This is a genomic window from Streptomyces sp. F001, from assembly GCF_004187715.1.
Classification (GTDB): Bacteria; Actinomycetota; Actinomycetes; order Streptomycetales; family Streptomycetaceae; genus Streptomyces; species Streptomyces flavusporus.
This window is the reverse complement of sequence record NZ_QZWF01000007.1, coordinates 331,896-354,206: the sequence shown is the minus strand read 5'-3', so window position 1 is coordinate 354,206 and position 22,311 is coordinate 331,896. Positions and strand designations below refer to the sequence as shown.

The window sequence follows — 22,311 nt, the reverse complement described above, 5'->3', positions numbered from 1 at the left end:
GGCAAGGCCCGGGGCCCGTGAGGGAGGCCCGGGCCTTCGCCATGAGTGCGTATTAACCACCTTTACTCCTTGTGGTGTCAAGTCCCGAATTTTCGTGACCTGACTCTTTTGTGCAGTTCCGGCCTACTTGAAGTGCGGTTTCACCGGAAACGCCGGAGAACGAGAAGGCTCCTCGGAAGTAGGAGAAACCCATGACTCGCACCAAGGGAAACAGACAGGAAATCCGCCAGAAGCGCGGAATCCGCGTCGCGGCCGTCGCGGCTTCGGGTGTGGTGGCCGCCGGAGGGATCATCCTCCCGGCGAGTGCGGCCTCGGCGTCCTCGATGCCTGAATCGCCGACCGTGAGCACGGTCGCCACGCAGGGCGACCACGGGCACAAGTACTGGCACTGCAAGTGGCACAAGCACCACAAGTTCGGGCAGTGGCACAAACACTGCAAGTGGTACAAGCACCACGACCACTACTGGTGGAACGACGACGACCACTACTGGTGGAACGACGACGACGATCGCGATTGGAAGGACCGGCACGATCGCGACTGGAAGGACCGGCACGATCGCGACTGGAAGGACCGGCACGATCGCGACTGGAAGGACCGGCACGATCGCGACTGGAAGGACCGGCACGATCACGACTGGAAGGACCGGCACGATCACGACTGGAAGGACAGGAACGATTACCGCTGGTAACGGCGGCGACGTCGGCTGATCCCGACAGAACCACGCCGCGAACCGAACCGCACCGACTCGCTGCCCCGCCGGCCCTCCACCGGCGGGGCAGCGGCAGTGCGTCGTCGACCTGACCGGAGGAGGGAAGAGCTCCGGACACTGCCGTTGGTCTACGCCTGCGAAATACTGAGAGAGCTGCGGCAACGGCCGGTGGCTGGCAGGAACTTTCAGGATCGGGAAACCGGATCAGGGGACTGACGTGCACGTGGACGGAAACGGCGACGGACATCGCGGCGGAAGCGGCGCGTCGCCGACTGGTGTGGACCAGGAGTTCCTGGCCCTGGAACGCGAGCTGACCGTGTTCCTGCGGCGGGCCCGCGCCAACCAGGGCGAGATGGCCCGCGAGGTCCATCCGGACCTGGAGTCGGCCGCGTACGGACTCCTCGTACGGCTGGACGAGTGCGGCGCGCAGCGGGCCACCGAGCTCGCGGCCTACATCGGCGTCGGCAAGGCCACCATGTCCCGCCAGCTCCGCGCCCTCGATGAGCTGGGGCTGGTGGCCCGCGAACCCGATCCGGCGGACGGCCGCGCCTGGCTGGTGCACCTCACCGACGAGGGGCGGACGCGGGTGCAGCGGGTCCGGGAAGCCCGCCGGGCGCGGTACGTCCGCAAGCTCGCCCACTGGGACCGCCGCGAGGTGGCCGAACTCGCCCGGCTGTTGCACCAGTTGAACACCGGGATGGAGAAGTAGCCGGTCAGAGCTCCGCGTAGACGGCCGTCGCGTCGTCGTGGGTCTTGCTGCGGCCCAGATGCGTCCGCTCCTCGCGGTCGGCGGCCTCGAGGGTGCGGACGCGGTCGATCAGCGCCTGCGCCCCCTTCTTGCGTACGAAGGTGAAGAGGTCCGTCCAGTCGCCCTCCCGGAACTTCTCCGTCCACCGGGTCGCCCCGTCCGTCAGTGCCGCCAGGGCGCGGACCTCGCTGCGCGGCAGGACCCCGGTCACCGCCCGTGCGGCCACCGAGGGATCCGCGGCGGCCGTGAAGAAGCCGCCCTCCTTGTTGCGGACGGTGGCGTCGACCAGGGCGTCGGTGGCCAGGCTCGCGCGGGGGAGGCGGGACAGGCGGTCGTCGAGGTACGGCGTGACCGTGCCGTCGGGGGACTCGACGAGAAGGGCCGAGTCGGCGAGGACCAGATACTCGACGGTCGCCGGGGACCAGCGGGCGAGGACCACGGTCGCCTGCGGGGTGCGCGGGTGAGAAAGCTCACAGGTTTCGGCATGGGACTCGGCCGTACGCGTTATGGCGCGGGCCAGGGCGTCGGACAGGGGAACATCCGGGAGTGAAACGGTCAGTTCGGTCAGCGCCCCGCCGAGTCGGGCGGTGTACCAGTGAACGGAATGCAGACAGCCTGTCCCGCCCCTCGGCGGGGTCACTCCGTCCAGCACCACGAGCGAACCGCCCTGTCCGCAGGCGGGAAGTCCGACACCGGCGAAGTCCTCGTTGGGGCGGGCCGGATCGGCCGGCTCCGAAACCAGTTCTGTGCGCATCCGGCCAGTCTGCACGAGCCCTTCACAAGGTCCGCGAAAGGGTGCCATCGGTCGCCGGACCGCCGTACCGTCGCAGGTCAGGCGCCGGGTTTGGGGTGGAATGGCGGGCTCCGGGAAGACGTGGCGGCGAATACTGCCAAAGCCCGCCGCCCGCGTCCAACCGGCCCGCCGCGCGGGGCCGTCGCGCGCGCCGGAGGAACTTGCCCGCCAACTCCCCTCCGATGTTCACTCCTTCGGGTGGCGGGTCAGGTGATGGGCGACCACTGACCACCGGCACTGGGAGGGTCGGGGACCGGAACCGCACCGGGTGTGCACACCAGTTGACGGAGCGTCGCCCGGGCCCATGGGTACACGAGTCAGGAATGCGAGCACCGGTGCAGAAGAAGAGGCCTCGGCGCACAGGCAAGCAGACGGCCTCCGAAGGGGGCGCGGAGCGCACCCCTGTCGGCAGGGGCCGCCCGACCCACGTACGCAACCGGCTGATCGTGGCCGTGGCCGTCGTGGCCGCCGCCATCGCCGGGGCCGGCGCCCCCTCGGTCGTCGCCGCCTCCGGACAGCTGAGCGACAGCCAGGACCTGGTGACGCTGGCCGGGCAGACCCGGGACGCCCTCGTCCTGGCCCACTCCCTTGCCGACGAACGCGACGAGGTCACCTCCTACGTCGCGGCCGGCCGCCCCAAGTCCAAGGCGCCCTCCGAGCAGCGCAGCGCCCGGGTCGACCGGCAGGTCGAGGAGCTGCGCGCGAACACCGACACCCCCGCCTCGCTGCGGGCGGACCTCGATGACATCGCGGCCGTGCGCAGAGCGGCGCTCACCGGAAAGAGCACCGCTCTCGAAGCGCACGAGGCCTACTCCGACGCCATCGGCGAACTCCATCGGCTCGCCGAGGAACTGGCCGAACAGTTCCCGCCCCGCGCAGGCTCCGGAGCGCACGCCCTCGCCGAGCTCGACACCGCCGTCCAGCAGGCCGCCGTCACCCGCGGACTGCTCCTCGCCGCCCTCAACGTGCCGCGTACCACCCAGACGGTCATCGACCCCGTCACCGGCCTGCCGACGGAGACCGTCGTCTCCTCCGACGCCGACACCAAGCAGCGCGCCGCCCTCACCGCCGCCGCCCTGCAGGCCCGGCTGCGTTCCGACGCCGCCCTCGCCGACTTCCACGACACCGCGACCAAGGCCGCCCGCTCCTCGTACGACTCCACGGTCACCGGCCCCGAGGTCAACGCCGCCGACCAGTACCTCGCCGCCCTCACCGACCAGCCCACCCTCTCCGACCGCGAACTCGCCACCGACGCAGGCAAGCTGGACGCCGCCCTCTCCGCCCGCGTCGACACCATGCGCGGCGTCGAGTCCGCCCTCTACGAGCGTCGCATCAAGGACCTCGAGGCGCTGCGCGACGACGATGTCACCGAGCTGGAGATCCGCATCGCGATCCTCGGCGCCCTGATACTCCTCGCCGTCGGTGTCGCCACCGGCCTGGCCCGCAGCCTCACCCGCCCGCTCGCCGTCCTGCGGATCGGCTCGGCCCGGCTGGCCGGCGCCGAGGACCCGGCCGCCGCAGAGCCCGTGAAGTTCACCGGCCGCAACGACGAGTTCGCCCAGGTCGTCCGCTCCGTCAACGCCCTGCACGCCCAGGCCGTGGCCCTGCACGAGCGTGTCACCACCCTCGAGTCCGACCGCAAGCACCTCATCGGCCAGCGGCAGAAGATGGCCGACGCCCGCGAGGAGCTGCGCGCCGAACTCGACGAGGCCGCCGGCCGGCTGCAGCGGCTGCGCGAGAGCATCGGCGGCACCTTCGTCAACCTCGCGCTGCGCACCCTCGGCCTGGTCGAGCGGCAGCTCGGCGTCATCGAGGGCCTGGAGGAGCGTGAGCAGGACCCCGACCGGCTCGCCACCCTGTTCAAGCTCGACCACTTCGCCACCGTCATGCGCCGGCACAGCGAGAACCTGCTCGTCCTGGCCGGCGCCGAGCACATCCAGCAGCACGCCGGGTCCGTCCCGATGGTCGACGTGGTGCGTGCCGCGGTCAGCGAGATCGAGCGGTACGAGCGGGTCCGGATCGCCGCGCTGCCGCCGCACGCGCACATCGCCGGGTTCGCCGCGGACGACCTGTCGCACCTGCTGGCCGAACTCATGGAGAACGCCACCGCGTTCTCCCCGCCCGACCTGCCCGTCGAGGTCTCCGGCTGGCTCCTGGAGAACGGCGAGGTCATGCTCTCCGTCCAGGACGAGGGCATCGGCATGACCGACGAGCGGATGAGCCGCCTCAACGCCCGCCTCGCCGACTTCGACCCCGAGGCCACGTACGACCAGGAGGGCGAGGACGGGCTCGGGCTCGGTCTGTACGTCGTCGCCCGGCTCGCCCAGCGGCACGGGGTGCGGGTGCAGCTGCGCGCGCAGAAGCAGGGCGGCGTCGCGGCCGTCGTCGTACTGCCCCAGGGGCTGCTCGCCGAGGCCCCGCAGTCCGCGGTCCCGACGGTCACACCGACGGCCGCCGGTACGCACACGTTCTCCCTGCCGGGCGCCGACGCGGAGGCCAACTCCAACGTCCTGCACGGTCGCTCGGACAGCGGCGACCCGCTGGTCGCGCTGGCGGAGAAGGCCGTACAGGCGCGGGACGCGGAGCCGGAGGAGCCGGTACGGGAGCAGGCCGCCGAGCCCGAGGAGACCGCGGCGACCGACGAGTCCACCGAGGCCGACGAGGCCGTACGGGAGACCGTGGAGACGGACGAGGCCGTACGGGAGAGCGCGGAGGCCGACGAGGCCGTACGGGAGAGCGCGGAGCCGCACGAGAGCGCGCCCGCGTCCGACACCCCCGCCGAGACCACGATGGAGCTCCTCATCCCGGAGCCCACGCCCGCGGAACCGGCCACGGCAGTACACCCCGCGACGCGAAACCCGGCGACCCTACGCCCCCGAGGCCCGCCCCACCGAGCCCCGGCCCGCGGACGCGTACCCCGCGGACGTGCACCGCACGGACGCGCCCCCCGCCGACCCCTATTCCATCGGCCCCGACACCCACGAGCGCGCCCCCGACGAGGGGGACGAGCCCGTCACCGACAAGGGGTTGCCCAAGCGCACCCCGAAGATCACCGCGCCCGTTTCGGCGCCCCGGCCGCGCAGCGGATCCGTCGACGCCGAGGCACTGCGCCGCCGGCTGGGCGGCTTCCGCCGGGGAGCGGAGGCCGGTCGCCGGGACGTCGAGGCGGAAATCGCCGAAGGCACGGCCGAGACGACGACGCCGGACGCAACGTCCCGGACGCCCAGCGCACACGCACATGCCGAAGAAGCCACGGGGGGCACCGTCGAGGAGGCAAGCAGTTGACCGCTCCCAGTACCTTCGGACTGAGCAGTGAAGCCCGCAATCTGCACTGGCTGCTGACCAACCTCGTCGAGGAGGTGCCCGGCATCCTGTCGGTCGCGGTGGTCTCCTCCGACGGTCTGCTGCTGCTCTCCTCTGACCCCGGCCGGAACGAGGCGGCGCGCCGGCCCCGCGAGGGCCGGCCCACCGGTCCGCGCGGCTCCTCCGCCGACCTCGCCACCGTCGTCTCCGGCATCGGCAGCCTCACCATCGGCGCAGCCAGGCTGCTGGACTTCGGCGGCGTGAAGCACACGATGGTCGCGATGGACGAGGGCAGCCTGTTCGTGATGTCGATCAGCGACGGTTCGCTGCTCGGCGTGCACGGCTCCGCGGACTGCGACATGAGCGTCGTGGCGTACCACATGGCGCTGTTCGTCGGCCGTGCCGGTCACGTCCTGACGCCCGAACTCCGCAGCGAGCTCCGAAAATCCCTGGAGTCCGAACCTACGGGGAGTGCCCGATGAGCAGTACGTCCAAGAAGCTTCCCGTGCGCGGCGGGGACCGCAAGCCCGCCCGGGTGCGCCCCTACTCGCTGACCGGCGGTCGTACCCGCTTCGGGCATGTGCTGCTGGTCGAGACGTTCGTGGCCAGCACCGCCGCCCTCGAAGCGCCCGAGGAACGCAAGGAACTGACGAATGGTTCCCTCACCACCCGGGTGATGCCGGAGATGCGGGCCATCGTCGAACTGTGCCGCCGGATGCGCACGGTGGCCGAGATCGCCGCGCTGCTGAAGATGCCGCTCGGCGTGGTCCGCGTCCTGTTGAGCGATCTCGCGGACCAGGGAAAGATCCGTGTGTACGGAACCGGAACCGGTCACGGCACGGGCCGGCCGGACCGCGCTCTGCTGGAAAGGGTGCTGAGTGGACTCCGTCGTCTCTGACGCCGCCCGTGGCGTCTCCCCCCTCGTCGAGCCCGACGACAACCTCAAGACCTGGCAGACGGACCGCACCCGTGCCCCCATCGCCACGAAGATCGTCGTAGCGGGCGGTTTCGGCGTGGGCAAGACCACGCTGGTCACCTCGGTCTCGGAGATCACGCCGCTCCAGACGGAGGCGCTGATGACCGAGGCCAGTGAGGAGACCGACGACCTCACCGCCACGCCCGGCAAGCTGACCACCACCGTGGCCATGGACTTCGGCCGCATCACGCTCGACGACGACCTGGTGCTCTACCTGTTCGGCACGCCGGGCCAGCAGCGGTTCTGGTTCATGTGGGACGACCTGGTGCGTGGCGCGATCGGTGCGGTCGTGCTGGCCGACACCCGTCGGCTGAAGGACTGCTTCCCGGCGCTCGACTACTTCGAGAGCTGCGGACTGCCGTACGTCGTCGCGGTCAACCACTTCGACGGCACGGAGCTGTTCGAGCCGGAGGACGTGCGGGAGGCGCTGACGATCCCGCCCCACATACCTGTCATGATCATGGACGCGCGGCGCCGGATCTCGGTGATCGAGACCCTTCTGGCCCTGGTGGCCCACGCGCTCGAGGAAACCCCCGAGTAATCCCCGAGCACTCCCCGAGTTGTCCCGCGTAGTCCTGAGCAGCCCAGTAGTCGGAGGAGACACCCCCGCATGCGGAAGATACTCGTCGTCGGAGCCGGCCAGTCCGGACTCCAGCTCGCCCTCGGCCTGCAGTCCCACGGGTACGAGGTCACCCTGATGTCCAACCGGACGGCGGACGAGATCCGCACCGGCCGGGTCATGTCGACGCAGTGCATGTTCCACACGGCCCTCCAGCACGAGCGCGATCTCCAGCTGAACTTCTGGGAGTCCCAGGCCCCGAAGATCGAAGGACTCGGCGTCTCGGTCGCGGCCCCCGGCTCGCACGATCCGGGCCCGACACAGCGGGCGATCGACTGGGTGGGCACCCTCGACGGGTATGCGCAGTCGGTCGACCAGCGGGTGAAGATGGCCGGCTGGATGGAGACCTTCGCCCAGCGCGGCGGGCAGCTGGTCATCCACGGGGCGGCGGTCGGCGACCTCGACTACTTCTCCCGTACGTACGACCTGGTCCTCGTCTCCGCGGGCAAGGGCGAGCTGGTGTCCATGTTCGGCCGCGACCCGGAGAGGTCCCCGTACAGCGAGCCGCAGCGCGCCCTCGCCGTCGCCTACGTGCACGGCCTGGGCCCGCGCCCGGAGCACCCGGAGTTCGACGCGGTCCGCTGCAACCTGGTGCCCGGTGTCGGCGAGCTGTTCGTCATGCCGACCTTCACCAACTCCGGCCGCGCCGACATCCTGTTCTGGGAGGGCATACCCGGCGGCCCGCTGGACGTCTTCAACGGCGTCAAGGACCCGGCGGAGCACCTCTCCCTGACCCTGGAACTCATGGAGAAGTTCGTTCCCTGGGAGTACGCGCGGGCCACCAAGGTGGAACTCACCGACGCGAACGGCACCCTCTCCGGCCGCTACGCCCCCACCGTGCGCAACCCCGTCGGCCGCCTGCCCGGCGGCGGTCTGGTGCTCGGCGTCGCCGACGTGGTCGTCGCCAACGACCCGATCACCGGCCAGGGTTCCAACTCGGCGTCCAAGTGCGCCGCCTCCTACCTCGCCTCGATCCTCGAACACGGTGAGAAGGAGTTCGACGAGGCGTGGATGCGGCAGACCTTCGACCGCTACTGGGACACCGCCCAGTACGTCACCAAGTGGACGAACGCCATGCTGGCCCCGCCACCGGAGCACATCCTGAACCTCATCGGCGCCGCCGGACAGCTCCAGCCCGTCGCCGACCGTTTCGCCAACGGCTTCAACGACCCGGCGGACTTCGAGAACTTCTTCTACGAGCCGGAGAAGACGGCCGCCTACCTCGCCGAGGTCGGCGGCGCGGCCGAGGCGTAGCCCTCGTCCGACCCGTCCATGGCGCCCTTGGGGAGCTTCGGCGGCGCGTACCGCCGCAGGGGCTCCCCGCCGGGGTCGGGCCGGACGGCCCCCAGGATCGGGTTGGCCGCGATCGGCGAGACCTTGACCTTCGCGCCCGGCCGCGGTGCCTGGACCACCATCCCGTCGCCGAGGTACATCGCCACGTGCGTGGCCTGAGGGAAGTACACCACCAGGTCCCCGGGCCGCAGCGCGCTCATCGGGATGCGCTTCAGACGCGCCCACTGCTCCTGGCTGGTCCGCGGGATCGTCGTCCCGGCCTTCGCCCAGGCCTGCGAGGTCAGCCCCGAGCAGTCGAACGACTTCGGCCCCTCCGCACCCCACTCGTAGGGCTTCCCCAGCTGACGCACGGCGTAGCGCAGGGCCCGGTCGCCCTCCTGGGTCGGCTTCTGTGCACTGCTGAGGGCGCCGGACGCCAGGAACTCCTGCTGCGCCTTCGCGATCCCGTTCTTCTCGAACTCGGCGAGCGCCGCCAGCTGCTCGGCACTGAGCGAGGCGAGCATTTCCTCCACCGCGTCCAGCCGCCTGCGCACCTCGTCCCGCTGCTTCTTCTGCCGTGCGGCGAGAGTGAGTTGGCGGTCGAGGGCCGTACGGGCCTTGCGGGCCAGCTCGTCGGCCCGGCGCTCGCCGCCGGTCAGCTCGGTCACCGTCTTGGCCCGCTCCCGGGCCAACTGGCCGATCACATGCCCCTGCTCGAGCGCGTGCTGCGGATCGCGGGCGAGCAGCAGCCGTACGTACGGGGAGATGTCGGTGCTGCCCTGGTACTGCTGCCGGGCCAGCCGTCCGGCGGAGCTCCGGCTGTCCTGCAGGGCGAGCCGGGCGCGGGCCAGCGCGGTGTCAAGGCGGCGGACCTCGGCGCGCTGTTTCCTCAGCTTCTCCTCGGTGGCGTTGTGGGCCTCGGTGGCCCGCTCGGCCTCCCGGTACAGCCGCCGAAGGTCCGTCAGCAGCTCGGCCACGGTTCGCTTTCCGGGTGCGGGCGGCTGCGGTGCGGCGGCCGCGGGTACGGCGGCGAGCACGGCGTGGGCCGCCACGGTCGCCGTACACACCAGACGCAGGAGTCTTCCTGACACTTCATCACCTCCGGTGCGGGCAGCGTCTGCGCTCCGCACCGCGAGCATCCCCGGGTCCGCGCGGGGCGCTCGCCGGGTGTGCGGGGGATGGCGTAACCAGGTCACCCGTCGGCGTCGTCCGGCTTGCCGCCCGGCGTGGCGTCGGGCTTGGCGTCCGGTTTGGACCACGGCCATCCGAGGCGGCGGCCGCCCTGGTCGCCGCTGGGGTCGTGGACGTACTTCCAGCGCTGTGTGAGCCGGCCGTGCCCCCGTGGCACGCGGCGGTAGACCAGCACGGTGGGCGGGCCGCCGTGCGGGTCCGGCACGGGGATGCGGTACGTCTTGGGCGGGTGCCCGGTGAGCCCGAGGAGCACGGGCAGGACGCGGCCGTCCATGGGCCCGCCCTCGAAGGGGGTGTCTTCGCTCTTCACGGGACCAGTCTCAGGTATCCGCCTCGGGTGTCTGCTTCAGGTGTCCGCTTCACGTGTCTGCTTCAGGTGCCTGCTTCACGTGTCCGCTTCAGGTGTTCGCCGAGGCGAGGGCCTGTACGACCGAGGCGGTCTGGGGGTCGCGGGCGGCGGTCACCGAGAGCACCGCGACGAACTGCTCCACCAGCCAGTCCCGCAGCTCGTCGACGGGCGGCTGCTTGTTCTCGTCGAGCCAGATCAGCGAGGCCGCCTCCACGGCGGTGATCCACATGCGCACGGTCATCCGCAGCCGGGGGGTCGGTTCGGTGATGTCCAGGTGGCGCAGGATGTGATCGGCCGCGGCCCGTCGTACGCCGTCCACGATGGCGGTCGTGCGGGACGTCTCGACGACGCTGCCGCCCTGGAGGAGGGCGCTGAAGCCGGCGTCGTGCTGGTCGACGAAGGCGAGATAGCGGTCCAGGGCGCGGTGCAGGCGGGGGAGGAGCGGGCCCTGTCGCGGCTCGTCGAAGCACTGCTCGAGTTCCTCTGCGGCGGAGCGCAGGGCGGCCTCGTACAGCTGTTGCTTGCCGCCCGGGAAGTAGCGGTAGACCAGGGGGCGGGAGACCCCGGCTGCCTCCGCCACGTCGTCGAGGGAGACGTCCTCGGGGGCGCGGTGGGCGAAGAGGGTGAGGGCGGCGGTCAGGAGTTGGGTGCGGCGTTCCTCTACGCTCAGGCGGCGGTAGGCGGGGGTGGCGGGGTCATGACCGCAGCGTAATCGTGCGGTTGCTTGAATCGGCACTCGGCGTGGGGCGGCGGCGGGGTGGTGCGCGGCCCGGCACTGCGGGGTGCCGCTGCGCCCACCCGTGCCGCCCTGGGGGTCCCCCCTCTGGGGGAGGCACGACTGCCCGCAGCTAGGCCAGGAGGCCGGACGACTTCCACAGCCGTCGGCCGACCCCTCGCAGTACTCCGATGTCGTCCAGGAAGTCCGTAAGGCGCTTTGCGCCCGTCTGCATGATTTCGCGGCGGTGGGCGCTTGCCTTGACCTGGGCCATTGCCTCGCGTTTGTCCAGGCCCACGTTCGTGTAGACCTCGGGGTTGACGAAGGCGACCGAGAAGACGCGGGCGAACTCGCCGGAGGTGATGCGGGTGAACTCCTGGGACCACTTGGGGGCGGTCACCATCTGGCGGCGCAGTTCCTCGCGGGCGTAGCGGACATGGCGGGCCTCCTCGACGACATGGATGCGGGTCACGCCCCGGATCAGTGGCTGCACACGCTCGTCGGGGAAGGTCAGCCGCTGCATCCAGTCGAGGACCTCCTCGCCGAGCAGGGTCGCGGTGAAGGAACCGGGCGTGGTGGAGATGGTCTTGAAGAGACGGCCGAGCTGCTGGTGGGTGCGGCTCACCGGGTACCAGGGCGTCTCACCGTGCGCTATGAGCCGGGCGAACATCTTGGAGTGCCGGCACTCGTCCTCGATCTCGGTGAGGGCGTAGCGGACGTGTGCGCTCGTCGCCGCCTTGTCGTAGATGTGCCGGACCAGCAGCTGCATCAGGATGAGCTCGAACCAGATGCCGAGCGAGGCGAGCGCGGCGGCCTCGTGCCGGGAGAGCAGAATCCGCTGCTCCTCGCTCATCCGCTTCCACATCGGCGTGCCGTACAGCGACACCAGTTCCGGCGGCCAGAACCACTTGCCCTCCTCGAAGGGCGCGTCCCAGTCGAGTTCCTTGTCCGGGTCGAAGGAGTGCTTGGCCGAGGAGTCGAGCAGCCGCTCGGCCACCTGCTCGCGGTCCTTGAGCAGGCCGAGCGCGTCGCGCAGCCCTTCGAGCGCCTCGGTTTCGGTGAGGGATGTCATGCCGCTATGAGACTGCCTGTCAGCAAGCCCGTCAATCCCCTGCGCGCGACTTGTTGACCCCGCGTCTACTACGTGTGAACCTGCGCACCATGCCGACCTTCGACCAGTACGCCATGGACCCCGGAGCCCCCCTCTGGCCGGTGCCCGCGACCGGTGCGGCCCGGTTCAGCTGGGAGTACGACGACGGCCGCGACCGTCTCCTGGCCCTGTATCAGAAGGGCAAGGACAAGCAGTGGGACGGGCAGAAGCGGATCGACTGGGATCTGGAGGTCGATCCCTACGACCCGCTCGGCACCCCCGACGAGGCGCTCTCGCTGTACGGCACGAAGCACTGGGCGAAGCTCACCGAGAAGGACCGGGGTGAACTGCGGCGGCACTACTCCGCCTGGCAGTTCAGCCAGTTCCTGCACGGCGAGCAGGGCGCGATGATCTGCGCGGCGCGGATCGTCGAGTCCGTTCCCGACCTGGACGCCAAGTTCTACTCGGCGACGCAGACCATGGACGAGGCCCGGCACGCGGAGATCTACGGGCGCTTCCTGCACGAGAAGATCGGGATGCTCTACCCGATCAACGACAACCTCCAGTCCCTGCTCGGCGACACCCTGCGCGACAGCCGCTGGGACATGCCCTACCTCGGCATGCAGGTGCTGATCGAGGGCCTCGCCCTGGCCGCCTTCGGCATGATCCGGGACACCACGAACAAGCCGCTGCCGAAGCAGATCCTGGCGTACGTCATGCAGGACGAGGCCCGGCATGTGGCCTTCGGCCGGATGGCCCTGCGCGACTACTACCAGCAGCTCACCGACGCCGAACTGCGCGAACGCGAGGAGTTCGTCATCGAGGGCTGCTACCTGATGCGCGACCGGCTGCGCGGGATCGAGGTGCTGGAGAACTTCGGCATCCCGAAGGCGGAGGCCGAGGAGTACACCGAGCGGTCCGAGTTCCTCGCCCTCTTCCGCAAGCTGCTCTTCAGCCGCATCGTCCCCTGCGTCAGGGACATCGGCCTGTGGGGCAAACGCCTCCAGCAGGCCTATGTCGACATGGGCGTCCTCGAGATGGGTGACTCCAACCTCGACCTGCTGATGTCCCAGGACGAGGAGATCGCGGACCGGCTCGACGCCGAGCGCTTCGCGGCCGAGGAACAGGAGCGGGTCGCGGAGGTGACGGAGGCGATCGAAGCGGGTGCCTCCCCCGACTGACGGCTTCTCACGACCTGAGCACCGCCGCCATCACCGCCCGGGCGATCGGCGCCGCCACCCCGGCCCCGCTGATGTGTCCCCGGTGCGCCGCCGCGTCCTCCTCCACCACCACGGCGACCGCGACCCTCGGCTCCAGTTCGTCCTCGGCCTGCGCCCAGGACACGAACCAGGCGTACGGCACACCCGTGTTGCCGATGCCGTGCTGGGCGGTGCCGGTCTTGCCGCCGACCGTCGCGCCGGGGATCGCGGCGTTGGTGCCGGTGCCGTCCTCCACCACGCCCCGCATCAGCTCCCGCAGCCGGGCCGCGGTGGACGGGAGCATCGCCTGGCGGACCGGGCGGGCGCCGGCCGTGAACACCGTCGCACCCCGGTTCGTGGTCGTGCGCTCCACGAGGTACGGCTCCCGCAACTGCCCGCGGTTGGCGACGGCCGCCGAGACCATCGCCATCTGCAGCGGCGTGGCCCGCGTGTTGTACTGCCCGATGGACGACAGGGCCAGCTGCGCCCGGTCGACCCTGGTGTCGAAGCTGCTCGGGGAGACCGGATAGGGGATCCGCAGCCCCGGGTCGTTGAAGCCGAACGCCTGGGCGGTCGCCGCCATGCCGGTCACGCCCACGTCCACGCCCAGCTTCGCGAACACCGTGTTGCAGGACCGCTCGAAGGCCACCCGCAGTGAGGCGTTCCGGCAGCCCTCGGCCGCGTTGCGCAGGGGCGTCGTGGTGCCGGGCAGGACATACGGGTCGGGCGAGCGGGTGGGCCGGTCGACATGCCTGATCACGCCGGCGTCCAGGGCCGCCGCCGCGGTGACCACCTTGAAGGTCGAGCCCGGCGGATACGTCTGCCGCGCCGCCCGGTTCAGCATCGGCCTGGCAGGGTCCTCGTTGAGGCCGAGCCAGGAACGGGTCACCGACGGGCCGTTCCCCGACAGCGACTCCGGGTCGTACGACGGGGTGGAGACCAGCGCCAGGATCCGTCCCGTCGCCGGTTCCAGCGCCGCCACCGCACCCGTGCGTGCGCCCAGCCCCTTGTACGCCGCCTGCTGCGCCGCCGCGTCGAGCGTGGTGACGACGTCACCGCCCGGGTTCTGCGCCCGGGTGAGGTCGGACCACAGGGGGAACGGCGAGAGCATCGGGTCGGTGCCGGACAGGGTGCCGTCCTCGGCGTGCTCCAGGAACGACGTGCCGTACTCCTGTGAGGCGAAGCCGGTGACGGGGGCGTACAACGGGCCGTTCGCGTAGGTGCGTTCGTAGCGGAGCTGCTCGCCGGTGTCCTCGGAGCCGGTGACCGGCCGGCCGCCGACCAGGATGTCGCCGCGCGGCTGGCCGTAACGGGCGATGCTCTGACGGCGGTTGGCGGGGTTGTCGTCGTACGCCGGGGCCTGGACGACCTGGATGCGGGACGCGTTGAGCAGCAGGGCGACGAGCAGCAGGGCGCAGAAGGCGGCGGCGTTTCTGATGTGCCGGGTCACGGGGCGACCCGCCCGTCGTACTGCCTGCGGGCCGAGTCGCTCACCCGGATCAGCAGCGCCACGATCGCCCAGTTGGTGACCACCGAGGAGCCGCCCTGCGCCAGGAACGGCATCGCCATGCCGGTCAGCGGGATCAGGCCCGTCACCCCGCCCGCGATGACGAACACCTGGAGCGCCACGATCGACGCGAGCCCCACCGCGAGCAGCCGGCCGAAGGGGTCGCGCAGGGCGAGGCCGGCCCGGTAGCCACGCTCGACGAGCAGGGCGTACAGCAGGAAGATCGCGGTCAGGCCCAGCAGGCCGAGTTCCTCGCCCGCCGTGGCCAGGATGAAGTCGGACTTGACGGCGAAGCCGATCAGGGGGGAGTGGCCGAGCCCGAGGCCCGTGCCGAGCATCCCGCCCGCCGCGAAGGCGAACAGGGACTGCGCGAGCTGGCCCGGGCCCTGGCCGGCGTCGATCGAGGCGAACGGGTGCAGCCAGTCGTGGATCCGGGCGGCCACATGGGGTTCCATCCGGCCGACGGCGACCGCGCCCAGCGTCGCGAGCAGCAGACCGACCGCGATCCAGCCGGTGCGGCCGGTCGCGACGTACAGCATGACCACGAACAGGCCGAAGAAGAGCAGCGAGGTGCCCAGGTCGCGTTCGAGGATCAGGACGCAGACGCTCAGCAGCCAGATGGCGACGACCGGCCCGAGCACCCGGCCGGTGGGAAACTGCAACCGCCAGATGCAGCGGCCCGCGTACGCCAGCGCACTGCGGTTCGCGGCCAGATACGCGGCGAAGAACACCGCCAGCAGCACCTTCGCGAACTCGCCCGGCTGGATGGAGAATCCGGCGATCCGGATCCAGATCCGGGCGCCGTTCACGGCCGGGAACAGGATCGGCAGGGTGAGCAGGACCAGGGCGGCGGCGACACAGACGTACGCGTAGCGCTGCAGGACCCGGTGGTCGCGCAGCGCGGCGACGACCACGATGAACAGGGCCACCCCGAGGGTCGACCAGACGAGCTGGGCCGGGGCCGCCCGGTCACCCGGCGTCTGCAGGTCCAGCCGGTAGATCAGCACCAGGCCGAGGCCGTTGAGCAGGACACCGATGGGCAGGAGCAGCGGATCGGCGTACGGGGCGCGCAGACGGACCGTCAGGTGGGCGAGCAGCGCGAGGACGCCGAGCCCGGCACCGTAGCCCATGGCGCCGGGCGGAACGGCGTCGTGCCGGGCGAGGCCGACAGCGCAGTAGCCGTACACCGAGAGGAGCACCGCCAGGACGATGAGGGCGAGTTCGATGCCACGGCGCCGGGGGATGCGGAGTGCGGGAGCGGGTGCGTCCGCTGCCACGGTGGTTCCGGTTCCGGCCTTCGTCATGCCCGGAACTTACCCAAATGAGGAGAGTTGTTCTCCCGTCATGCTGCGCCATCGGGGAACGCCGGGCCCCCGTTCGGCGGAGTCAGCGCAAGCGTCAGCCGCGCCACCGCCCCGCCGTCCGGTGCGTTGCCGAACTCCAGGCGCGCGCCCAGCACCTCCGCCTGCCCGAGAGCGATCGTCAGGCCGAGTCCGTGCCCTTTCGAGCCGCCCTCCGTGCGGAACCGTTGCGGCCCGTGCGCCAGGAGGTACTCCGGATAGCCGTCCCCGTGGTCCCGCACGGTCACCACGGACCCGTCCACCGTCAGCACCACCGGCGGCCGCCCGTGCTTGTGCGCGTTCGCGACCAGGTTGCCCAGCACGCGTTCCAGCCGCCGTCGGTCGGTCTCCACGCGCGCGTCCCGCACGATGTGCACCCGGGTCTCGGTCCCGGAGGCCCGCACGACCCGGCCGACCAGCACGCCCAGTTCCTCGACGGCCAGGTCCAGCCGCTCCCGCCCGGTGTCCAGCCGGGAGATCTCCAGCAGGTCCTCGGTGAGGGTGCGCAGCGCCGCCACCCGGTCCCGCACCAGCTCGGTCGGGCGGCCCGGCGGCAGCAGCTCCGCCGCCGCGTGCAGGCCGGTCAGCGGGGTGCGCAGCTCGTGCGCCACATCCGCGGTGAACCGCTGCTCGGCCTGCAGCTTGCCCTGGAGCGAGGCGGCCATGGAGTCCAGCGCGGCGGCCACCGCGGCCACCTCGTCCTGCGGCCGGCTCGGATCGCGGGTACGGGCGTCGTGCACGCGCGCGTCCAGGTCGCCCGCGCTGATCCGCCGCGCGACCTGCGCCGTGGCGTGCAGCCGCCGGGTCACCCGGGTCACCGCGAACGCCCCCACCAGCACCGTCGCCCCGGTCGCGAGCGCCGACGACCAGACGATCGCCTGGTCCAGTCCGTCGATGGTGCGTGCCTGCTGCGCGTAGTCGACGGCCACCGCGAGGACACGGCCGCGATCGGCGGGGCCCGCCGCCCACATCGTGGGGCGGCCCTGCCGGTCGGCGACCATCGTGCCGCGGTTCCCGGCCGCCGCGAGCTCACGCAGCGGCGCGGGCAGCCCGTCGGGGTCGAGGCCGGCGCCCGGCAACAGCGGGTCCCCGGCCTCGTACGCCGCCGTGGCGTCCGCCAGCCGGGACAGTGCGAGGTCGCGGGCCTCGCCGACCGTCCGGTGCGTCACCGAGACATGCACCAGGACGCCGAGCAGCGCGGCGAGGGCGCAGCACATCGCCGTGATGAAGAGGGCGGACTTCACGGCCAGGGGGCCGGCCCAGCGGGGCAGCGTGAGCCTCATCGAGGGCTCGCCGAGGGTGTCGCGGACGGGCGGGGGGAGTCCTCCCGCTTGCCGGTGCGCAGCATCTCGTCATGCGTGAGCAGCATCGCGCGCTGCTCCGGGTCCCAGGTCCACTGCAGGCGGTACTCGTAGCCCGTGACCTCGGACGGCGCGCGCAGGATCACCGACCGCCCGGCGATCTCCACCCCGCTCAGGGCGTCGTCGTACGCCATGACCTGCATCAGCCGGTGCTTGTCGACGGTGTAGACGCGGACGGCGGTCAGCTCGCCGGGCAGCAGCCGGAAGCCCAGCGTCAGGTCGTGGCGTCCGTCGCCGGTCAGATCCCGGTAGTACGGCTCGAGGACCGGGCACCGGGTCCGGTCCCCGGCCCTGCCGCACCCCTCCATCCGGTGGGCCGTCTCCCGGTACCGGGCCTTGCTCCCCCGGTAGTCGCCCGGGTTCGCGGTGATCTCGGTGCGGACCACCGCGACCGGGTCCACCGTGCGGATGTCGTCGCCGGGGACGTCGACACCCTTCATGACCTTCCGGTCCACCTCGCCGATCTCGAAGGCGGGGCTGGACGCCGGCGGCAGCTCGGGCCACAGCCGGGCCGGGCCGACCGCGGTCGGTGTCGCCCCCGCGCCACGCAGCCCGCCCGCGTCACCGCAGGCCGTGGCGGTCGCCGCCAGGAGGACGGCCGCGAGGACGGCGAGGACGCGCACGGGGGTGGTGCGCGGGGGGAGACGGAGGGGCACTGCGCTCCTGTGGCTCATGGTTCACGGTGGTCGGGCCGCGTACACCTTATTCGTGGGGAATTCCTTTTTGCGTATCCGTTCGGTGTACGGACGGCCCACGGCTACTCGGCGAGCTCCTCCAGTAACCGCACCGTCGGCAGCCCCGCCCGCAGATACTCCACGAACAGGTCGTTGTGCAGCGCCCAGGGCGAGCGGCGGGTGCGGATCAGCCGGATCGCGGCCTCCGCGGAGCTGCCGCCGTGCACCAGGGCGTGGGCGATGACCAGGCCGGAGCGGTTGTAGCCGTGGTAGCAGCGGACGAGGACCCGGCGGTCCTGGTCCAGCGCGTCGCAGACGGCCTCGGCCAGCCGGATCACGCCCGCGAGCTGGGTGCCGTCCAGGGGCCCGTCCGGGATGGGCCACACCTGGTGCTCGACGCCCGGGTCGGGGCCGTGGCCGGGCAGCCGCAGAAGAGTCTGGACGAGATCGAACTCGTCTCGCACGACGGCGAACTCCACCTCGCCCGAACCGCCCGTGAACTCGTGCCCGCCCATCCACAGACCGGGCACGATCTCGTCCCACGGGCTGTCCGGAGCCGGTACGTCGGGTTGCTTCCTGCGGGTACGCAACGGCTCCTCCCGAGGGCCTGCCCAACTCCTCTCAAAGGTAACCGGGTTCTTGCCCCGGCAGCACCCCGCCTGTTCCCATGGTCATGGGGTGATGTGCATGAGCGGACTGCGCGTCGTACCGACCTGGCAACACGGTCGGGAACGGCTGTACGTCTGCCTCACGGACGGCAGGAACATCGCCTGGTACGACCGTGAGGCGGCCCGGGTCAACCTGATCGGCGAGGACCGCAGAGAGGACGTCCTTCAAGCCCTGCGCCCCTTCCTGACCGGCCCGGTCACGGTGGGCCCGCCACCGGTGCCCACCCCGGCCGAGCTGGCCCGTCTCTCCCTGCACCCGGACGACGACCTGGCGCCCAACCGCCCCGGCGAGGCCCTCCTGATCGCCCTGGACCGGAATCCGGGCGGCCCGGTGCCCCGGTTGCGCACCGATCCCCGGCGCCGGGCGCTGGAGGCCGAGCAGACGGTGGGGGAAGCGCTGGACCGGCTGGACGGCGCGGGCTGGCACACCCTGCACTCCGTTCCGCTGCCTGGCGGCGACCGCATCCACCACCTGCTGATCGGCCCCGGCGGACTCTTCGCGATCCACACGCTGTACGCCCGCAAGCAGCGGATCCTGGTCGCCGACCCCATGGTCACGCCGGGGCGGCGGGAGCCGCGGCCGCTGCTGCGCCGGGTGCGTGCGGACGCCGACCGTGCCTCGTACGCCCTGACGGCCGAGGTCCACCCCGTGCTGGCCCTGGTCGGCCCGGCCCGCGTGTCCCTCGACGGGCCGGTGCGCGAGGTCCGCGTCCTGCAGGACACCGGCCTCGCCGGGCTGGCGCGGCTCGGCGGAGTCCTGAAACCGGCGGACGTGGAGGCCCTGCACGCCATGGCCCGGGACCGGAACACATGGGCCCGGGTGTGAGCCGGCGCTCCGCTGGGTGCCGCGATGTGCCGTCGATCATCTGCGGCCCCGTTGTGGCTGGTCGCGCCCACGCGGCGGAGCCGCCCGTCGGCACAGCCCCGCGCCCCTTGGGGGGCGCTGCCCAACCGGCGCGGGGCTGTGCCGATGGGCGGCACACCGAGGCACTCCAGCGGAGCGGTCAGGGCAGTGGGCCGGCCTGTTCCGGGTCGAGCAGCGGGGCCAGTACATCGCCGTAGTCCTGCACGCGCGGGGCGATGTCGCCGGCCTGGAAGGTCAGCTGGCCGACGTCCCCGCACGCCTCGACCTCCTCCCAGGTCACCGGCGCCGACACCGTCGGCGTGGCCCGTGCCCGCAGGGTGTACGGCGTCGCCGTCGTCTTCCGGGCGGCGTTCTGGCTCCAGTCGACGAACACCTTGCCCGGTCTGAGGCTGCGCGTCATCCGGTGCAGGACCAGCCGGGGCATCGCCTTCTCCGCCTCCATGGCGAGCTCCTTGGCGTACTCCGCCACCTGGTCGGAAGGGGCCGGCCGGATGCCGGCCAGCAGATGAAGCCCCTTCGACCCGGATGTCTTCGCGTACGCGTCGATACCGTCCGCCGCCAGCCGCTCCCGCAGCCACAGCGCGACCTCGCAGGCCTGGACGACGGTCGCCGGTGCCCCGGGGTCCAGGTCGAAGACCAGCCGGTCGGCCATCGCCGGCTCCTGGACCACCCACTGGTGCGTGTGGAACTCGGTCACCAGGTTCGCGGCCCACATCAGGCTCGGCAGGTCCTGCACGAGTACCATCCGGGCCGGACCCGGACCCTCCGAACGGGGCACCTCCGCGGTGGTGACCCACTCGGGCGTGCCCGGCGGCACGTTCTTGGTGAAGAAGACCTGCCCGTCGGGCCCGTCCGGGTAGCGCAGGAAGGACACCGGCCGATCCCGCAGATGCGGCAGCAGCACGTCGGCGGTCGTCGCGTAGTAGTGCAGCAACTCGCCCTTGGTGAACCCGGTCGCCGGGTGCAGCACCTTCTCGAGATTGCTCAGCGCGACCCGCCGCCCCTCCACCTCTGTGATCGGCGTCATACGATGAGAATCACATGAAACAGGCTGATACCGCTTGATACCGCTTGATACCTCTTTATGCCGCCACGAAAGGTGCTGGATGTGCGATCCATATGGAACGGCGCCATCTCGTTCGGCCTCGTCAGCGTCCCGGTCAAGCTGGTGAACGCCACGGAGAGCCACTCGATCTCGTTCCGCCAGATCCACACGGAGGACGGCGGGCGGATCCGGTACCGCAAGTTCTGCGAACTGGAGGGCCGCGAGGTCAGCGGGGCGGAGATCGGCAAGGGCTACGAGGACGAGGACGGGGCGATCATTCCGATCACGGACGAGGATCTGGCCCATCTGCCCCTCCCGACCGCGAAGACGATCGAGATCGTGGCCTTCGTGCCGGGCGAACGGATCGATCCGCTCCAGATGGACGCGGCGTACTACCTCGCGGCGAGCGGCGCCCCGGCCGCCAAGCCGTACACCCTGCTGCGGGAGGCACTGAAACGCAGCAACAAGGTCGCCATCGCCAAGTTCGCGCTGCGCGGCCGGGAGCGGCTGGGCATGCTGCGGGTGGTCGGCGACGCCATCGTCATGCACGGGCTGCTGTGGCCGGACGAGGTCCGCGCCCCCGAGGGCGTCGCCCCCGAGACCGACGTCACCGTCCGCGACAAGGAACTCGACCTCGCGGACACCCTGATGGACACCCTCGGCGAGGTCGACCTCGAGGACCTGCACGACGAGTACCGCGAGGCCGTCGAGGAGGTCATCGCCGCGAAGGCCGCCGGCGAGGCACCCCCCGAGGCGCCCGAGCCGGCGAAGGGCGGCAAGGTCATCGACCTGATGGCCGCCCTGGAGAGCAGCGTCAGGGCGGCGAAGGAGTCCCGCGGCGAACAGCCGGCCGAGGTCCGCGAGCTCCCCCGGCGCAGGACGAGCCGCAGCGCGCCCAAGGAGCCCGCGGGCAGGAAGTCCACGGCGAAGAAGCCGACCGCCAGGTCGACGCAGACGGGAAAGAAGACGGCGTCCACGAAGAGCTCCGCGAAAAGCACGACGAAGAAGACCGCCGCGAAGAAGACCACGTCCCGCAAGCGCTCGGCCTGAGCGGACGCCCCGTCAGCGGGCCGTCGAGCCGGCCGTGGGCGTGGGTGTCGGGGAGCTGGTGTTCACGTCCAGGCCGGGGGGTTCGGTGAGGGCGACGACGGGGCGCGGGCTGTGGCGGGGGCGGGGTGAGCTGCTCCTTGGGCATCTTCGGCGGGCTGGTCTGCGCAAGGTTCACCTGGTCGAAGTTGACCGTCTCGGTCTTCTCGAGAACCGTGATGTGGTCGAGCACCGTGTCGTTCGCCTGGTCGGCCAGTGCCCGGATCATGGTGTTCTTGGTACTGGCGCGGATCTTGGCGATGACCGGGAAGATCTGCCCGTGCGTGATGCGCATGATGTTCGCCGCGGTGGTGTCGAACTGCTTGCCGCGCTCCGCGTCCACCGTCGCCACGAACTGCTCCTGCTGCGGGGAGGCCACGTTGGGCAGCGTGATGCCGAGCTCGGGAGCGATCTTGCGGCAGGTCTCGTCGAGCCGGGCGTGCCCGGCGACCAGGTGCTCGCCGGCCTCCTTCATCTCCGGCGTGGTGCCGCGCTCCATCGCCATCATCCCGAGCGGGTACTCCCACAGCCCGGCCGCCCGCACCTTGACGACGAAGTCGCGGTCGGCCTCGGTGAGTGGCCCGTACGGGGTGTTGGCGATGACGCGGTCCTGGGCGCTCGACGTGTTCTCGACCCCCAGCATGGCGGGGTAGGCGAGGGCGGCGGCGGTCAGGGTCAGCGCGCCACCGACGAAGACGGTTCCGACCATGCTGCGCGTTAGGCGCATTCTGCCTCCTGGTGCGAACGGCTCCGGACGCAAAGGGATACGGATCTCAGGCGCCCGGCAATCATCGAGCCGG

The 22,311-nt window shown here is 71.4% G+C and carries 20 protein-coding genes and 2 pseudogenes; 10 read left to right on the top strand and 12 right to left on the bottom strand.

The window, feature by feature from the left end:
- Positions 1–191 precede the first annotated feature (191 nt).
- A complete protein-coding gene (locus StrepF001_RS26310) occupies positions 192–689 on the top strand; it encodes a hypothetical protein (protein WP_206306945.1) in 498 nt (165 codons plus the stop codon).
- A gap of 238 nt (positions 690–927) precedes the next feature.
- Positions 928–1,419, top strand: coding sequence for a MarR family transcriptional regulator (locus StrepF001_RS26305; RefSeq protein ID WP_129800683.1), 492 nt, complete (start codon positions 928–930; stop codon positions 1,417–1,419).
- Positions 1,420–1,423: 4 nt separating this feature from the next.
- Here StrepF001_RS26305 and StrepF001_RS26300 read toward each other — a convergent pair whose 3' ends face one another.
- A complete protein-coding gene (locus StrepF001_RS26300) occupies positions 1,424–2,212 on the bottom strand; it encodes a protein phosphatase 2C domain-containing protein (protein WP_129800682.1) in 789 nt (262 codons plus the stop codon).
- A 362-nt stretch (positions 2,213–2,574) separates the two neighbouring features.
- On the opposite strand from StrepF001_RS26300, the pseudogene StrepF001_RS26295 reads away from it, so the two are divergent.
- From StrepF001_RS26295 to StrepF001_RS26275, 5 genes and pseudogenes are all read left to right on the top strand, one after another.
- A pseudogene (locus StrepF001_RS26295) lies at positions 2,575–5,536 on the top strand (nitrate- and nitrite sensing domain-containing protein).
- Positions 5,533–6,036, top strand: coding sequence for a roadblock/LC7 domain-containing protein (locus tag StrepF001_RS26290; RefSeq protein WP_129800681.1), 504 nt, complete (start codon positions 5,533–5,535; stop codon positions 6,034–6,036). Before StrepF001_RS26295 ends, StrepF001_RS26290 begins: the two are co-directional and overlap by 4 nt.
- Positions 6,033–6,452 carry a DUF742 domain-containing protein gene (locus tag StrepF001_RS26285; protein WP_129800680.1) on the top strand — a complete coding sequence of 140 codons (420 nt, stop codon included), beginning with the start codon at positions 6,033–6,035 and terminating at the stop codon, positions 6,450–6,452. The genes StrepF001_RS26290 and StrepF001_RS26285 overlap by 4 nt, the downstream gene beginning before the upstream one ends.
- A complete protein-coding gene (locus tag StrepF001_RS26280; protein ID WP_129800679.1) occupies positions 6,433–7,071 on the top strand; it encodes an ATP/GTP-binding protein in 639 nt (212 codons plus the stop codon). Before StrepF001_RS26285 ends, StrepF001_RS26280 begins: the two co-directional genes overlap by 20 nt.
- 69 nt (positions 7,072–7,140) lie before the next feature.
- Positions 7,141–8,403, top strand: a complete 1,263-nt coding sequence (locus StrepF001_RS26275; protein ID WP_129800678.1) for a styrene monooxygenase/indole monooxygenase family protein — start codon at positions 7,141–7,143, stop codon at positions 8,401–8,403.
- Here the strand turns inward: StrepF001_RS26275 and StrepF001_RS26270 are convergent.
- From StrepF001_RS26270 to StrepF001_RS26255, 4 genes are all read right to left on the bottom strand, one after another.
- Positions 8,367–9,512, bottom strand: a complete 1,146-nt coding sequence (locus tag StrepF001_RS26270) for a C40 family peptidase (protein WP_129800677.1) — start codon at positions 9,510–9,512, stop codon at positions 8,367–8,369. The genes StrepF001_RS26275 and StrepF001_RS26270 overlap by 37 nt on opposite strands.
- Positions 9,513–9,613: 101 nt before the next feature.
- Complete coding sequence (locus StrepF001_RS26265) at positions 9,614–9,922, bottom strand: hypothetical protein (RefSeq protein WP_129800676.1); 309 nt, start codon at positions 9,920–9,922, stop codon at positions 9,614–9,616.
- 88 nt (positions 9,923–10,010) lie between these two features.
- A complete protein-coding gene (locus tag StrepF001_RS26260) occupies positions 10,011–10,691 on the bottom strand; it encodes a TetR/AcrR family transcriptional regulator (protein ID WP_129800710.1) in 681 nt (226 codons plus the stop codon).
- A gap of 118 nt (positions 10,692–10,809) precedes the next feature.
- Complete coding sequence (locus StrepF001_RS26255; RefSeq protein ID WP_129800675.1) at positions 10,810–11,748, bottom strand: diiron oxygenase; 939 nt, start codon at positions 11,746–11,748, stop codon at positions 10,810–10,812.
- An 89-nt stretch (positions 11,749–11,837) separates the two neighbouring features.
- Between StrepF001_RS26255 and StrepF001_RS26250 the strand changes: the two genes are divergently transcribed.
- The gene (locus StrepF001_RS26250) at positions 11,838–12,947 is read left to right on the top strand and encodes a ferritin-like domain-containing protein (protein WP_129800674.1); all 1,110 of its coding nucleotides are present in this window, start codon (positions 11,838–11,840) and stop codon (positions 12,945–12,947) included.
- Positions 12,948–12,954: 7 nt separating this feature from the next.
- On the opposite strand, the gene StrepF001_RS26245 is transcribed toward StrepF001_RS26250, so the two are convergent.
- From StrepF001_RS26245 to StrepF001_RS26225, 5 genes are all read right to left on the bottom strand, one after another.
- Positions 12,955–14,415, bottom strand: a complete 1,461-nt coding sequence (locus StrepF001_RS26245; protein WP_129800673.1) for a penicillin-binding transpeptidase domain-containing protein — start codon at positions 14,413–14,415, stop codon at positions 12,955–12,957.
- Complete coding sequence (locus StrepF001_RS26240; RefSeq protein ID WP_129800672.1) at positions 14,412–15,776, bottom strand: FtsW/RodA/SpoVE family cell cycle protein; 1,365 nt, start codon at positions 15,774–15,776, stop codon at positions 14,412–14,414. Before StrepF001_RS26240 ends, StrepF001_RS26245 begins: the two co-directional genes overlap by 4 nt.
- 38 nt (positions 15,777–15,814) lie before the next feature.
- Positions 15,815–17,095, bottom strand: coding sequence for a HAMP domain-containing sensor histidine kinase (locus StrepF001_RS26235; protein WP_129800671.1), 1,281 nt, complete (start codon positions 17,093–17,095; stop codon positions 15,815–15,817).
- Positions 17,092–17,829, bottom strand: coding sequence for a hypothetical protein (locus StrepF001_RS26230; RefSeq protein WP_240797686.1), 738 nt, complete (start codon positions 17,827–17,829; stop codon positions 17,092–17,094). Before StrepF001_RS26230 ends, StrepF001_RS26235 begins: the two co-directional genes overlap by 4 nt.
- 101 nt (positions 17,830–17,930) lie before the next feature.
- The gene (locus tag StrepF001_RS26225) at positions 17,931–18,437 is read right to left on the bottom strand and encodes a dual specificity protein phosphatase family protein (RefSeq protein ID WP_129800670.1); all 507 of its coding nucleotides are present in this window, start codon (positions 18,435–18,437) and stop codon (positions 17,931–17,933) included.
- A gap of 97 nt (positions 18,438–18,534) precedes the next feature.
- On the opposite strand from StrepF001_RS26225, the gene StrepF001_RS26220 reads away from it, so the two are divergent.
- Complete coding sequence (locus StrepF001_RS26220; protein ID WP_129800669.1) at positions 18,535–19,341, top strand: nuclease-related domain-containing protein; 807 nt, start codon at positions 18,535–18,537, stop codon at positions 19,339–19,341.
- A 178-nt stretch (positions 19,342–19,519) separates the two neighbouring features.
- Here StrepF001_RS26220 and ligD read toward each other — a convergent pair whose 3' ends face one another.
- Positions 19,520–20,407 carry a non-homologous end-joining DNA ligase gene (ligD, locus tag StrepF001_RS26215; RefSeq protein WP_129800668.1) on the bottom strand — a complete coding sequence of 296 codons (888 nt, stop codon included), beginning with the start codon at positions 20,405–20,407 and terminating at the stop codon, positions 19,520–19,522.
- Positions 20,408–20,479: 72 nt separating this feature from the next.
- Between ligD and StrepF001_RS26210 the strand changes: the two genes are divergently transcribed.
- Positions 20,480–21,475, top strand: a complete 996-nt coding sequence (locus tag StrepF001_RS26210) for a Ku protein (RefSeq protein WP_129800667.1) — start codon at positions 20,480–20,482, stop codon at positions 21,473–21,475.
- Positions 21,476–21,487: 12 nt separating this feature from the next.
- Here the strand turns inward: StrepF001_RS26210 and StrepF001_RS26205 are convergent.
- Positions 21,488–22,238 (bottom strand): annotated as a pseudogene (locus StrepF001_RS26205) (DUF4142 domain-containing protein).
- Between the last annotated feature and the right edge of the window lie 73 nt (positions 22,239–22,311).

Excerpts from the sequence above, each read along its gene's own strand:
- StrepF001_RS26255 (WP_129800675.1), bottom strand. The coding sequence starts at position 11,748 with ATGACATCCCTCACCGAAACCGAGGCGCTCGAAGGGCTGCGCGACGCG.
- StrepF001_RS26300 (WP_129800682.1), bottom strand. The coding sequence starts at position 2,212 with ATGCGCACAGAACTGGTTTCGGAGCCGGCCGATCCGGCCCGCCCCAAC.
- StrepF001_RS26250 (WP_129800674.1), top strand. The coding sequence starts at position 11,838 with ATGCCGACCTTCGACCAGTACGCCATGGACCCCGGAGCCCCCCTCTGG.
- StrepF001_RS26240 (WP_129800672.1), bottom strand. The coding sequence starts at position 15,776 with ATGACGAAGGCCGGAACCGGAACCACCGTGGCAGCGGACGCACCCGCT.
- ligD (WP_129800668.1), bottom strand. The coding sequence starts at position 20,407 with ATGACGCCGATCACAGAGGTGGAGGGGCGGCGGGTCGCGCTGAGCAAT.
- StrepF001_RS26220 (WP_129800669.1), top strand. The coding sequence starts at position 18,535 with ATGAGCGGACTGCGCGTCGTACCGACCTGGCAACACGGTCGGGAACGG.
- StrepF001_RS26275 (WP_129800678.1), top strand. The coding sequence starts at position 7,141 with ATGCGGAAGATACTCGTCGTCGGAGCCGGCCAGTCCGGACTCCAGCTC.
- StrepF001_RS26235 (WP_129800671.1), bottom strand. The coding sequence starts at position 17,095 with ATGAGGCTCACGCTGCCCCGCTGGGCCGGCCCCCTGGCCGTGAAGTCC.
- StrepF001_RS26285 (WP_129800680.1), top strand. The coding sequence starts at position 6,033 with ATGAGCAGTACGTCCAAGAAGCTTCCCGTGCGCGGCGGGGACCGCAAG.
- StrepF001_RS26310 (WP_206306945.1), top strand. The coding sequence starts at position 192 with ATGACTCGCACCAAGGGAAACAGACAGGAAATCCGCCAGAAGCGCGGA.